We start from the raw sequence: 13,347 nt of genomic DNA, 5'->3' as shown, positions 1-13,347 counted from the left end.
TTCGCGGCCGCAGGGCCGCTTCTACCAATCGGAATCCCCTGGTAGGAGCGGCGCGGCCTCGAAACAAACCAGCCTTCAGCTAGATAGTGAACTCCGCCCATACGGGAGCGTGGTCAGACGGTTTTTCCATGCCGCGGATGTCGTAATCAATTCCACCCGCGATGCAATGGTCAATCAGGCCACGACTGGCCATCACCAAATCAATGCGCAGCCCTCGCTTGGGCTGATCTTCAAAGCCCCGGCTACGATAGTCGAACCAGCTGAACTGGTCATCAGTTTCGGGGTTGAGGTGGCGGAAGCTGTCAACCAGCCCCCAGTCCTTCAGGCGCTGCATCCATTCGCGCTCTTCTGGTAGAAAACTGCACTTGCCGGTGCGTAGCCAGCGCTTGGCGTTTTCCGGGCCAATGCCGATATCGCAGTCCTCTGGCGAGATGTTCATGTCACCTATGACCAACAGACGTTGATCAGCTTTGAAGTCCTGCTCCAGATGGCTTTGCAGATCAGCATAGAAGCGCTGTTTGGCAGGAAATTTCAGTGGGTGATCCCGGCTTTCGCCCTGCGGGAAATAGCCGTTGAAAACGAAAAGGGGGTGACCGTCGGCACAGGGAATTGCTGCGCTGATCATTCGCCGCTGGGCATCTTCCGGCTCGCCAGGCAAGCCTTTGCGCACCCAGAGCGGCTCGTTTTTGCTCAGCAGGGCAACTCCATAGTGGCCTTTCTGGCCATGGAAATGAACGTGGTAACCCAATGTGGCGACCTCATCATGGGGAAATTGCGGGTCATCGACCTTGGTTTCCTGGAGCCCGATAATGTCGGGAGCATGCCGCTCGACAATCTCTTTGAGCTGATGAGGTCTTGCTCTCAAGCCATTGATATTAAAAGAAACAATCTTCATTGAAATAGCTATTCCTGAGCTTGGTTAAGGCATTTTTCGGGGCTCTTGCAAGGTGTTGGGGCGAACATGCCCACACACAATTTTCCCAGCCCCGTGCTGGATGGCATGTTAGCATTTAGTCTATGCACGGCGCTTCTGGCGCGACCCAATGATTATGGATGATACATATGGTCCGAGCTTTCGTTCTGATCTGCCTGATGATGTTTGCGATCAGCACCCGGGCCGAGCTCGAAGTCAATATCGAACCCGCCAACAGTCGAGTAAAGGCCAATATTGAGGCCTTCGTCGGCCCGGTACAGGCCAGTAGCCGGCGTGAAATGTGGCGCCTGGCACGCCCGAGTATTGCCCAGGCCGAGCGTGCTGCTCAGGCCCTGGGGTACTACCAGACCCGCATTCGCCCACAGGTAACCGGCCCCAACAACGCGCCAACCCTGGTCTTGAATGTCACCCTTGGCGAGCCGGTGCGCTTGCGCAACGTCGACATCCGCATTGAAGGACCAGGGCAGGGGACTGACGCTTTCGCCCTGACGACGCCGGGTCGGCGCTTGCGTACCGGCGCAATCCTGCACCATGGCTACTATGAAGACCTCAAAACCCTGATCAGCAACCAGGCCCTGCGCTATGGCTACTTCTCTGGACGCTTCACCGAGCACCGGATGCTGATCGACATCGAGAACAATCAGGCCGATATCACGCTGGTTTACCACACCGGCGAGCGCTTCAGGCTCGGTGAAGTGGTGTTCAGCGAGACGCCGTTCAACGAAAACCTGTTGCAGCGCATGGTGCCGTTTCGCACGGGCGTTCCTTACGATGCAGACCTGATCGCTGGCTTAAACCGCGATCTGCTATCCAGCGGTTTTTTCGAATCGGTTCAGGTTTCGGCTCCGGCGAACCGGGCAGATGAGGATGGACTGATACCGGTTGATGTTCAGCTTCAGGCCCGAAAAAAGCATTCCCTCGGGTTTGGTGCTGGCTTTTCTACCGACGTGGGACCCCGGGCCCGGGCCAACTGGACCCAGCATTGGCTCAATGCCAAAGGGCACTCCAGAGGGGCAGAACTGGAGGTTTCCTCTCCGCGGCAAAAGCTTAGCGCCTGGTATCAAATCCCGCTGACGCCACCACAGAGCAGTGCGTTGCGATTCTTCACTGGCTGGCAGAACGAGAATATCGACGACACCGAGAGTGAGGCCTTTACCATCGGCGCTCAGTATCAGAAACGTCTGCGCAGTGGTTGGGAGCGAGTTATCGGTTTACGTCTGGAGCAGGAGAGGTTCAGCCTGGGTAATGAGTCTGGTGACAGTACCTTGTTGATCCCCAGCATCTCGTTCCAACGTACTACAAGTACCGGTGGCGTGGATCCCAGCCAGGGCTATAGTCTGCTGCTGGATGTTCAGGGCGCCAAGGAAGGGATCGTTTCCGATTTCGACTTTGTGCGCGCCAACGCCAGCGCCAAAGGGCTATACACGCTTTGGGACAATCACCGTTTTCTGTCGCGGGTCAATCTGGGGGGGATAGCCAGCAACAGTTTCCGCCGGGTTCCTCCTTCGCTACGTTTCTTCGCCGGCGGTGATCAGAGCGTGCGTGGCTATGATTATCGCACCCTGTCGCCGACCGACAGCTCCGGCGAGCGGATCGGTGGCCGATTCCTGCTGGCCTCAAGCGTCGAATATCAGTATGAGTTCATCGACCGCTGGCGTGCCGCAGTCTTCATCGACCATGGTAACGCCATGGACTCATTGACCGATCCGCGCAAGACCAGCGCAGGGCTGGGTGTACGCTGGGTTTCTCCGGTCGGACCGATCCGCATTGATCTGGCTCGCTCGATCAGCGATCCCGATGAAGGGTTCCGCATTCACTTTTCCATGGGGCCTGAGCTGTGATTCGCTTTATCGCCAAGACCTTGCTTCGAGGCCTGTTGCTGCTGGCCCTGATTCCGCTGGTGCTTGGGTTACTGCTGGCCAGCGAAACGGTTAATCGCTGGTTGTTCGAGCAAGCTGCGCGCTTCGAGCCACGTCTTGAGCTGGACTTCGTTGGTGGCCAACTGTGGCGCGGCTGGGACTTTGCCCACCTGTACTGGCGTGACGAAGGACTGGAAGTACGGTTAGACAAGCTTAGCCTGGCCTGGTCTCCTGAGTGCCTCTGGGGCAGGCGCTTGTGTATCGACCATCTGGAGGTGGACAGCCTGCACTTGTTGATCGAGGGCGATGACAGCCCCAGTGAGTCTGAGCCCGTGACGCTGCCTGACATTCGCCTGCCGTTGGGCATTCAGCTTGACCGGCTGTATCTGGGTAGCCTGTGGCTGAATGAAGAGCAGCCGCTGCTTCGCGAGTTGCTGTTGGCCGCGCATATGAGCGGTGATCATCTGGTCGTGCATCAGTTCAGCGGTATAGGCCCTGAGGTGGACTGGCAACTGGATGCCGACATGCGTCTGAGTGGCGAGTGGCCGCTGCGTCTGCATGCAGAGGTCAACCTGCCCCCGGTCGACGAGCGTGACTGGCAGGCTCAACTGCGGCTGGGTGGCAGCCTTGATCAGCTGACAGTGGAGTTGGCTAGCCGGGGTTACCTGCAAGGCCGTCTGAGCGGAACGCTTGAGCCGCTGCAGCCGGAACTGCCGATTGCCCTGGAATGGACCGGGGAGCCGTTCCTGGCCCTGCAGACGTTGCCGTCAACGCTCACACTCAATGATTTGTCGCTCAATCTCGCAGGCGACCTGGAGCAGGGCTTCAACCTGCTGGCCAGGGCTCGATTGCCCGGCGAAGGAGGTGACGTGGCTCTGAGGCTGGCGGCCAAAGCCGATCTTGAAACACTCCAGGAGCTTGACCTTGAACTGAGTGTGGTGGAACAGCCACAGCGCCGGATTACACTTCAGGGCCTAGGTGGCTGGGCCGAGCAGGTGACTGCCGACGCCACCTTGGTGCTGGAACAAGCCTTTCCCTGGCAGTGGTTGTATCCCCAGGACATTGGTCCGGTGGTGGTCCAGCAACTGACATTGGATGCCCAACTGGCGGGCGAGTCCTACCAGGCAGAACTCAAGGGGCAGGTGAGCGCGCTGGCCGATCAGGTACTGAATCTGAATCTCAGCCTTGACGGCACTCCGGAACGGATTGATATCGCTCCGTTGCACTTGGAAACCGCCGCTGGTTCAGCCCAGGGTGAAGTTACCCTGAACTTTGCCGATGGGATTGCCTGGGCTGTCGAACTGTTGCTAGATCAGCTTGACCCTGGCGTGTTCGTGGCTGAGTTGCCTGGTAGCCTGAGCGGCCCGCTGCGTAGCGAAGGACAGTTCCGGGATGATCGCCTGCAGGCGTCTGCTGATTGGGCGTTGGAGGGCACCCTGCGCGCACAGCCGCTGGCACTGAGTGGTCAGCTCTCAGGTCAGGACCAGCGCTGGACAGTCAACGATCTGCTGCTACGTCAGGGCGACAACCGGATCAGCGGCAATGCTGAATGGGGCCCTCAGGTCCAGGCTGCTCTGGACATTCAAATGCCGCGCCTGAATACCCTGTGGCCGGGTCTGCGCGGCAATCTGCAGGGCCAGCTCCGGGCAGCCGGCCCGCAGGATGCCCCGGTGGTCGACCTGGAGCTGACAGCTCAACGCTTGGTCTATGACGAGCTGAGCATTCCAGGCCTGGAGCTGCAAAGCCGGTTAACGCTGTCCGAGCAGCTACCCGGCGAGTTGAAGCTGACGGCCCAGCGGATTGTCAGCGGCGATACCCGGCTCGGCAATCTCGAACTGAACCTGGCCGGCAATCGCGCCGAGCATCAGTTGCAATTGACGCTTGAGCGAGGTCTGGTCGACCTTGACGCACAACTTACCGGCCAACTGACCGATGAACGCTGGGAAGGCCGTCTTGGCCGCAGCCGGATTGCCAGTGAAGAGCTGGTCTGGGACCTGTCTCAGCCAGCTTTGATCAGTTATCGGTTCGAGCCTGGACAACTGCGCCTGAGCGAGCATTGCTGGGCGCATGCCGGCTCCAGCTCACGGCTATGCTTCAGCGGCGAGCAGCGCTTGATGCCTGACCGGCAGTTGCGCTTGAGCTTGAATGACTTTCCGCTGGAGTCGCTGCAGCATCTGCTGCCCGAGGACTTCAGTTGGGATGCCACGCTCAATGTTGAGGTCGATTTCCGTCAGGCTGTCGGTGCACAGCCGCTGGCACAGGTTCAGGTCAGCAGTCGTGACGGCGCTATTACCGTGGCCAGCCCTGAGCAGACACTGCGCTTCCCCTATGACCGGCTGGAGTTGAATACCGTACTGGAGGCAAACCAGGCGCGCAGCCAGTTCTTGCTCAGTAGCGAAGACATTGGCCGGCTGGATATTCAGGCGAATATCGATGATCCCGGTGGTCAGCAGCGGCTGAATGGTCGTTATGCCATCGAGGGCCTGCGTCTGGACTTCCTGCGCCCATTCCTGCCGCAAGTTGAAACCTTGCGCGGTGAGCTGAACGGCAACGGCCTGCTTACCGGTCAGTTGACCGATCCGCAGGTCGAAGGTGTGATTGTCTTGCGCGACGGCCAGATAGCCGGGCCGGAGTTGCCCATCAGCCTCGAGCAGTTGGGCATCCGGGTCAGGATCAGCGGTCAACATGCGGATGTTGACGGTGATTGGCGCAGCGGTGAGCAAGGGCAGGGCAGCCTGACCGGTATGGTGACCTGGGCGCCTGAGCTGGATTTGCAGTTGAGTTTGCGCGGTACGGCTTTGCCTGTTCGGGTCGATCCGTATGCCGACCTGAGTGTCAGTCCCGATTTGCGTATAAGCCTGGCGGACAATCGTTTGCAGCTCAGGGGCCAGATAGCGATTCCGCAAGGCAACATCACGATCAGGGAACTGCCCGAGCAGGCGGTGCAGTTATCGCCGGATGCAGTGATTGTTGGCCAGGAAGTCGAGGAGGACGATCAGGCTCTGGCAATCAGTGCCCGTGTGCAATTGCTGATTGGCGATCAACTGCGATTCTCCGGCTTTGGCTTGACCGGCCGGCTTAGTGGGCGCCTGGAAGTCGAGGAGAACCTTACCGCCAGCGGTGATCTGAATATCCTCGGCGGCCAGTATCGTGGCTATGGTCAGCGCCTGACTCTGCGCCGTGCGCAGATTCTGTTCGCCGGGCCGATAAGCCAGCCATTTTTGAATATTGAGGCCATTCGCCAGGCTGGCGATGTGGTGGCAGGCCTACGCCTGACCGGGCGGGCCGAAAGCCCACAATCGGAGGTGTTTTCCGAGCCAGCTATGGCTCAGGAACAGGCACTGTCGTACCTGATCCTCGGTCGGCCGTTGGGGGGCGGCGGGGATGACAACATGCTGGGGCAGGCGGCTCTGGCCTTGGGCTTGGCCGGCAGTGCACCGATGGCCCAGAGTATCGCCAGTTCACTGGGAATCGAGGGCTTTCAGTTGGAAACCGAAGGTACTGGCCTGACCACTCAGGTGGTTGCCGCCGGTTACCTCACCGACAAGCTCAGCCTGCGCTACGGCGTCGGGGTTTTCGAACCAGCCAACCAGCTCGGTCTGCGCTATGAACTGACCCGCCGGCTCTATCTGGAAGCGGTCAGCGGTTTTGCCAGTTCGCTGGATTTCTTCTACCGTATTGATTTCTAATGGTGTGAATCAGCCGCCGGAATATTGATGGCGCCGTTTTCATTTGCCGCCGGGTGGCGGTTTAAACAACCAAGGAGTTTCCAATGTCCAGCGTTACATTGCGTGGTAATCCGGTAGCCGTTGCCGGCCAGCTTCCCCAGGTTGGCGACAAGGCCCCGGCATTCAGCCTGGTGTCCAAGGATCTGGCTGATGTGAGCTTGTCCAGCTATGCCGGCAAGCGCAAGATCCTCAACATTTTCCCCAGTGTCGACACCCCGACCTGCGCTACCTCCGTACGTACTTTCAATGCCAAAGCCAGCGCCCTGAACAACACTGTGGTGCTGTGTATCTCCGCCGATCTGCCGTTTGCCCAGGCCCGCTTCTGCGGCGCTGAGAACCTGGAGAACGTGGTCAACCTGTCGACTTTGCGTGGTGCCGAGTTCCTGCAGAACTACGGTGTAGCCCTGGCGGAAGGTCCGCTGGCTGGTCTGGCTGCTCGTGCGGTTGTAGTTCTGGACGAGAACGACAAGGTTCTGCATAGCGAACTGGTGGGTGAAATCGCTGACGAGCCGAACTACGACGCTGCACTGGCTGTACTGTCCTGAGCCGGCTGCAAGCCTGAGGCCGGTAACAAAGCTGGGAAGTCCTCCGGCGTCAGGGTTTCGCGTTCAAGCAGCAGCGTCGCCCCCAACTCCAGGGTGGTGCGCTGCTGCCTGAGCAGCTCCTTGGCCCGCTCATAGGCTTCGTCGATCAACTGCCTGATCGACAGGTCGATCTTCTCAGCGGTTTTCTCCGAATAATCCTTCTCGTTGACTCCCAGTGCGTGCTCTCCCAGATAGCGGGCGTGCTGTCGTTCAAGCACGGCCTGTCCCAGCTCCGCACACATGCCGAAGCGCGTGACAATCTGGCGGGCGATGTCGGTTACCCGTGCCAGGTCGTCAGCTGCACCGGTGGAAATTTCATTGAAAATCAAATCTTCGGCCGCGCGTCCGGCTAACAGCACCACCATACGATCACGCAACTCGCTGGCGGTGATCAGAAAACGATCTTCAGTAGGCCGCTGCAGGGTAAACCCCAGCGCTCCAATGGAACGAGGAATGATCGACACCTTGTGCACCGGGTCCATACCGGGTAACTGCGCGGCAACCAGCGCATGGCCCATTTCATGATGCGCTACCACAGCGCGTTCGTGGGGCTGCAATACCCGGCCCTTGCGTTCGGAGCCGGCGACAATGCGCTCCACAGCCTGATTGAAGTCGTCCATGGTTACCGCTTGGGCGCCACGGCGGGTGGCGACGATGGCTGCTTCATTGACCAGGTTGGCCAGATCGGCTCCGCTAAAACCGGTAGTCAGGCCGGCTAAAGCGTCAACATCCAGAGCGCTATCTGCCTGAATCTTACGCAAATGAACCTGCAATATGGCAGCACGACCCTTACGATCAGGCCGATCAATCACTACCTGTCGGTCAAACCGGCCGGCGCGCATCAGGGCAGGATCAAGAATTTCCGGGCGGTTGGTTGCGGCTAGCAGAACCACACCTTCACGCGGATCAAACCCGTCGAGTTCGGCCAGTAACTGGTTCAGAGTTTGTTCCTTTTCGTCGTTACCACCAAAGGCGCCGACGCCACGCATCTTGCCCAGCGCGTCCAGTTCATCAATAAAGATGATGCAGGGCGCGGCTTGTCGTGCCTGCTCGAACAGATCACGTACCCGCGCAGCGCCGACACCGACAAACATCTCGACGAATTCAGAACCAGATATCGAGAAGAAGGGCACTCCGGCTTCCCCGGCTACCGCCTTGGCCACCAGAGTTTTGCCGGTCCCCGGCGGACCAACCAGCAGAATGCCTTTGGGAATCCGGGCGCCCAACCGGCCGTACTTGGGCTGATCCTTGAGAAAGGAGACGATCTCCTGCAGCTCGGCCTTGGCCTCGTCGATCCCGGCCACATCGTCGAAGGTGACACCGGTATCACGCTCAACCAACACCCTGGCCCGAGACTTGCCAACGTTGACCATGCCGCCGAGCCCTTGGCGATTGGCAATATTGCGAAAAAGGAATAGCCAGAACAGGATTATTAGTGCCATCGGCAGTAGCCAGGACAGCAAATTGGTTACCCAGGTATTGCTGGGCCGGTGGCGGAAGCTGATGTCATGCCGGGCCAGCAGTTCCGCCAGTTGCGGTTCCACACGCTGGGTCACGAAACGCTCAGTGCGTCCTTCTGCTGTCTTGAAGCGCCCCTGGATATCATGTTGGCCAATAACCAGGTCGGTAATTTCCTGCTTCTCAAGTAGCTGCAGAAACTCACTGTAGGCAATGGTGGCGGTCGATTGATGACTGCTCCACCAGTTCTGAAAAAGTATCAGGACGATAAACGCCAGGAAAAAGTAACTGGCGTTCCATTGATGGGTTTTGTGCATGGCCATGATCTGATCACCACTGACAAGGTGTTGTCAGTCTAGTTAACCCGCCAGCAGAATGACGGGCTTTGACCTTGATCAATGGATGGCCACGATAGGGCGTAACCTGGATTATTGCGCCTGAGTGAGGTAGTCGGTTGCCAGGCTGGCCATGGCCTTGATGCCAGTGACCAGGGCCGCATCGTCGATCATGAATTCGGGCGAATGATTGGGCGCAGCACCGCGCAGGCGCTCGGCTGGAGTCACCCCAAGAAAGAAGAATAGCCCCGGAACTTCCCGAGCGTAGAAGGAAAAGTCCTCCGAGCCGGTGACCATTGGTGAGACAATGGCTTTGCCATCGGCTGCATGTCGCAGGGTAGGAAGCATGCGCTCGGTCAGTTCGGCATGGTTTACCGTAGTGGCGTAGTTATCGATGATCTCAACCTCGGCCTTGGCGCCGGAAGCGGCGGCGATCTGCTCAGCGGTCTGGCGCACCCGCTGATTGACCTGCTCCTGAACATCATCGCCAAAGGTTCTGATGGTTCCGCTCATGCTGACTTCATCAGGGATGATGTTGTGCCGGGTGCCACCTTCGATAGTACCGATACTCACTACGGCCGGCGCGGGCATGATGTTGGTTTGACGGCTCACCACCGATTGCAGTCCCGTGATGATCTGGGCACTGGCGACAATCGGATCAACGCCATTCCAGGGCTGGGCACCGTGGGTTTGCTGACCTTTGACCCGAATATGCAGATCTCCGGCGCTGGCCATGATTGGGCCACTGCGGTAGGCAATGATCCCGGTTGGCAGGCTGGAGGTCACATGCAGGCCGAAAATGGCCTCGACACCAGGGTTGCGCAGCACTCCGGCCTCAACCAGTTGTCGGCCACCGAAGTGCCGCTCGCCATCGTAGACATAATCGCTGGGACCTTCCTCGGCTGGCTGGAAAATGAATTTGACGCTACCGGGCAGTTCCTCACGCACAGTCGCCAGCGCTTGTGCTGCAGCCATCAGAATGGCCACGTGGGCATCGTGGCCGCAGGCATGCATGACATCGCGTTCCACTCCATGATAGAGCTGCCGCACCTGGGATGCATAAGGCAAACCGGTCTGTTCCTTGACTGGCAGGGCATCCATATCTGCCCGCAACGCTACCACCGGGCCGGGTTTGCCACCGCGCAGCAAACCAATTACGCCAGTGCTGCCGACACCTGTTTGCACCTCCATACCCAAGGCTTTGAGATGCTCGGCAATCAACGCGGCAGTACGATGTTCCTGATTGCCCAGTTCTGGGTGCTGGTGAATGTCATGGCGCCAGGCAATCGCCTGGTCTTCCAGGCTGCTGGCCAGACTGATGACCTTGCTAGTCAGGTTGGTCTCTGCCAGGGCAGGGGAGCCGAGCAGGGCAAGGGGTAGTAACGCAGGCAGAAGCAAACGACGCATGGGAACGACCTTATGATTGGAGTTGTAGGACAGTGAAGCACAGAGCAGTCAGGCCACCGCCTGAGCACGCTGAAAATCACCCGGAGAATGACCAAACCAGCGCCGGTAGCTGCGAAAAAACTGCCCGGTTTGACGGTAGCCAATCAGTAGCGCCACGGTCTCGCTGGCATAACCTGCCGCCAGATATTCCATGCACAGCCGACGCCGGCACTGCTCGAGCAGCCGGCTGAACGGCTGGCCCTCATCAGCCAGGCGACGTTGCAAGGAGCGGCTACTCAGGGCGAGCAGGGTGGCGCAGCGCTCGATACTGGCATCTCCGCGGCGCAACAGGACCGGTAACAGCAACATGACCGAGCCCGCCCAGTCATGTGCGTCGTGATTGCGGATCAGACGCCGCTCGCGGCGTGCCAGTCGACCGATGTCGGTCGCCTCCCAGTCCAGTGCCCGTGACAGCTCGATGCGCGGAAAACTGAGCTGGTAGCACTCCTGCGTGCTATTGAACTGGATCGGAACCTTGAACAACTGACGATAGTGGCGTTTCAAGACGTCCGCTTGCGGGGCAGGGAGGTGAGCAACCAACTGCTGAACACCCAGCGATTGTAAGGTGCGCAGCATCGCATACAGCATCGAGTCCATCTGCTGACGGCTGGGCTGAAACGCTGGATTGCTTTGTACCTGGACCCGCGCTTGCGACCCCTCAAGGCTTATCCCAATGCTGCCCAGGTCGGTCCCAAGGTGCATGTATCGCTGTGCCATCTGGACAACATCCAGTACGGTTCTGGTGCTGGAGAGAAAGGTAGTACCAAGAAAGCTTCGGCTGTAATTCAGGTGAGCAAAGGCCCGGGTCATCAACAGCGGATCATTAAGCTGCTGGCTCAAATCCTCGATCATTGAACGGATCACCGCCAGCGCTACTCGCTGCGCGCGCGCCATTGGCTGGTCTAGCTGGTAGCGAATCAACGCGGCTGTCAGTACCGGCTCATCAACTACGGCACGTAGACCTTTGATGATTTTTTCCAGATTTTCACTGGAAGCTGAGGGCTCGGGAAGCGCCATTTTTATTTCCGTCGTGCTGCACCATGAGGTGGTTTCAGTTTCCTTTCAGCGCGAGAAGAGGGCAAGTGCAAAAGGCGCCAACCAACCTCATTGGTGGCGCCTATGATCTACGATTGCCAGGCATACTCAGTGTCTGAAATCGCATTCAGAAACACCACCGGGCGCACGGGGAGCTGACTCAGACGGCGATATAGCGCCAGTCTGACCAGGTTGAATGTGGCCGCCTGACTGGCTGGCAAGTCTATATCCAGCACAAGATAGGGACCGATCTTTGTCATTCTGACCTCAATAGGCTGCAACTCCACTTCATTCAGGATACTTTCAGCCGCGCGCCGCAAATCCCGAGGCGGGGCAGCCAGCACCAGTTCACGGATGGCATCCCTAGTCATTCTGAGCGGTACCAGTACAAAGTAACCCGACACCAGTACCACCATCAGCGGGTCGGCATAGACCGCCAGTTCGGCCCAGGGGCTCCGGTTCAACAGAACTGTCAGGGCAAACCCCAGCATAACCGCGGCGCTCAGCACGGCGTCCATGAACCACTGGCGCTTTTCCGCCACGACCAGGTCCGACTGCAGCTGCTTCGATACCCAGTGCAGATAGGACCAGATGGCCAGACAACCGACCACGCTGATGGCCGCAAACAACAACCCCATACCGGCATTGCTAGGCCGGCCGCCTTGCCACAAAGCGTACATGGCCGACACCAGCGAGACCAGACACACCAGGGTAATGGCCAGCCCCTTGACCGCAATCACCAGCGGTTGGATCGCGGCTCGACCAAAGGGGTAGGCCTTATTTGCCGGCTGCCGCACAACCTTGGCGGCATAGAGTGACAGCAGTGACAACAACAGGCTGATCATCGAGTAGGCACCATCGAACAGGATCATCAGCGAGTTGATCCACAGTCCCCAGGCGATCCCCGCACCAGCAAAGTTGCCAGCAACAAGGACGGATAGAGTCAGCGCCGGCTTTTCCCGCGCTAATAAAAGATTCATGATTACGTGCTCCTTCAAATTGCGCGGCCATGTTATCGCTGTGTATGCTGTGGGGTGAGTCGCTGAGCGACGGAATTAACGGCGCTGAAATATTATGAGAACATCGCAGATCGAAGCCTTTTTGGCCGTGGTGGAGGCGGGGAGCATTGCTGCTGCAGCCATCAGCCTGAAACGCAGCCGCACGACCATCAGTACCGCGCTAGCGGCGCTGGAAGACGAATTGGGCGTCAACCTGTTTGAACGCAGCGGTAACCAATTACAGCTATCAACGATTGGTCAGGCGGTATTGACCGATTGTCGCCGGTTCAATCACATAGCCCGTCAGATCCACTCACGCTGCCAGCAGCACCTCAGCGGTGCCGAATCGGTTCTGCGAATCGCCAGGGATGACGCCTTGCCAGAGAGTTTCTGGCTGGATCTACTGCGTCAGCTCAAGGAGCGATTTCCACAAACCAGCGTGTCGGTCTATCTGGCGCCGCCCAAAGAGCTGTCATCACTGGTCATTAACCAAGCGGTCGATGTGGCCTATGGGTTGATGCCGCCACCCACCAGCGAGGGTTATCAGTGGTTTCGTGAACTGGCTGACGTACGGATGATGACCGTAGCAGCTCCCGAACATGCGCTAAGCCGATTACCCCGGGTACTGCAGGATGATCTGATGAATCACACCCAGGTCACCTTGGCGTACATGGACAACGGTCAACTGGTAGCAGAGTCCGCAGAAACCGATAACTTTCTGGCCTTTACCCAATACGAACTGATTTGCGATGCAGTGACTGCCGGCGCCGGCTGGGCCGACTTGCCATTTCCGTTGATCGCTGAAGAGCTCCGTCAGGGTCGCCTCAAACTCATTCGCCATCGCAGCGCCCAGTGGTGGAAGGTTTTCAGTGCTCTGGAGTCTGAGCGGGCCCAAGGAGGTGCTGTGGTCAGTTGGTTGGCTGCACAGCTTGAGGAATACCTGGGACGGCTGGTCTAGGTTTTCTATCAA

General features: G+C 58.6%; 9 protein-coding genes. 4 read left to right on the top strand and 5 right to left on the bottom strand.

The window, feature by feature from the left end; translation table 11 throughout:
* Nucleotides 1-79: 79 nt before the first annotated feature.
* Nucleotides 80-895 carry an exodeoxyribonuclease III gene (gene xthA, locus C2846_RS07950; protein ID WP_080050685.1) on the bottom strand — a complete coding sequence of 272 codons (816 nt, stop codon included), beginning with the start codon at nt 893-895 and terminating at the stop codon, nt 80-82.
* A 167-nt stretch (nt 896-1,062) separates the two neighbouring features.
* Here xthA and C2846_RS07945 point away from each other — a divergent pair, with 167 nt between their 5' ends.
* From C2846_RS07945 to tpx, 3 genes are all read left to right on the top strand, one after another.
* Nucleotides 1,063-2,775 carry an autotransporter assembly complex protein TamA gene (locus C2846_RS07945; protein WP_080050684.1) on the top strand — a complete coding sequence of 571 codons (1,713 nt, stop codon included), beginning with the start codon at nt 1,063-1,065 and terminating at the stop codon, nt 2,773-2,775.
* Nucleotides 2,772-6,482, top strand: coding sequence for a translocation/assembly module TamB domain-containing protein (locus C2846_RS07940; RefSeq protein ID WP_119701182.1), 3,711 nt, complete (start codon nt 2,772-2,774; stop codon nt 6,480-6,482). The genes C2846_RS07945 and C2846_RS07940 overlap by 4 nt, the downstream gene beginning before the upstream one ends.
* Nucleotides 6,483-6,565: 83 nt before the next feature.
* On the top strand, nt 6,566-7,066 hold the full coding sequence (gene tpx, locus C2846_RS07935) for a thiol peroxidase (protein ID WP_080050679.1): 501 nt from the start codon (nt 6,566-6,568) through the stop codon (nt 7,064-7,066).
* On the opposite strand, the gene ftsH is transcribed toward tpx, so the two are convergent.
* The 4 genes from ftsH to C2846_RS07915 form a co-directional block, all read right to left on the bottom strand.
* Nucleotides 7,036-8,880 carry an ATP-dependent zinc metalloprotease FtsH gene (gene ftsH, locus C2846_RS07930; RefSeq protein ID WP_119701250.1) on the bottom strand — a complete coding sequence of 615 codons (1,845 nt, stop codon included), beginning with the start codon at nt 8,878-8,880 and terminating at the stop codon, nt 7,036-7,038. The genes tpx and ftsH overlap by 31 nt on opposite strands.
* Nucleotides 8,881-8,991: 111 nt before the next feature.
* Entirely contained in the window at nt 8,992-10,305 is a 1,314-nt protein-coding gene (locus C2846_RS07925; protein ID WP_119701181.1) for an amidohydrolase, read from the bottom strand.
* Nucleotides 10,306-10,353: 48 nt separating this feature from the next.
* Nucleotides 10,354-11,361, bottom strand: a complete 1,008-nt coding sequence (locus tag C2846_RS07920; RefSeq protein ID WP_119701180.1) for an AraC family transcriptional regulator — start codon at nt 11,359-11,361, stop codon at nt 10,354-10,356.
* Nucleotides 11,362-11,468: 107 nt separating this feature from the next.
* Nucleotides 11,469-12,359, bottom strand: coding sequence for a cation diffusion facilitator family transporter (locus tag C2846_RS07915; RefSeq protein WP_119701179.1), 891 nt, complete (start codon nt 12,357-12,359; stop codon nt 11,469-11,471).
* 94 nt (nt 12,360-12,453) lie between these two features.
* Between C2846_RS07915 and C2846_RS07910 the strand changes: the two genes are divergently transcribed.
* Complete coding sequence (locus C2846_RS07910) at nt 12,454-13,335, top strand: LysR family transcriptional regulator (RefSeq protein WP_119701178.1); 882 nt, start codon at nt 12,454-12,456, stop codon at nt 13,333-13,335.
* The last annotated feature ends 12 nt before the right edge of the window (nt 13,336-13,347 follow it).

The organism is Pseudomonas jilinensis (assembly GCF_003586265.1).
In the GTDB taxonomy this organism is placed as follows: Bacteria; Pseudomonadota; Gammaproteobacteria; order Pseudomonadales; family Pseudomonadaceae; genus Halopseudomonas; species Halopseudomonas phragmitis.
Note: the sequence above shows the minus strand (reverse complement) of the source record. Positions and strands in the feature narration are given on the sequence as shown.

Coding starts and splice junctions, on each gene's coding strand:
- ftsH (WP_119701250.1), bottom strand. CDS start 8,880: ATGCACAAAACCCATCAATGGAACGCCAGTTACTTTTTCCTGGCGTTT.
- C2846_RS07915 (WP_119701179.1), bottom strand. CDS start 12,359: ATGAATCTTTTATTAGCGCGGGAAAAGCCGGCGCTGACTCTATCCGTC.
- C2846_RS07910 (WP_119701178.1), top strand. CDS start 12,454: ATGAGAACATCGCAGATCGAAGCCTTTTTGGCCGTGGTGGAGGCGGGG.
- C2846_RS07925 (WP_119701181.1), bottom strand. CDS start 10,305: ATGCGTCGTTTGCTTCTGCCTGCGTTACTACCCCTTGCCCTGCTCGGC.
- C2846_RS07945 (WP_080050684.1), top strand. CDS start 1,063: ATGGTCCGAGCTTTCGTTCTGATCTGCCTGATGATGTTTGCGATCAGC.
- C2846_RS07920 (WP_119701180.1), bottom strand. CDS start 11,361: ATGGCGCTTCCCGAGCCCTCAGCTTCCAGTGAAAATCTGGAAAAAATC.
- tpx (WP_080050679.1), top strand. CDS start 6,566: ATGTCCAGCGTTACATTGCGTGGTAATCCGGTAGCCGTTGCCGGCCAG.
- xthA (WP_080050685.1), bottom strand. CDS start 895: ATGAAGATTGTTTCTTTTAATATCAATGGCTTGAGAGCAAGACCTCAT.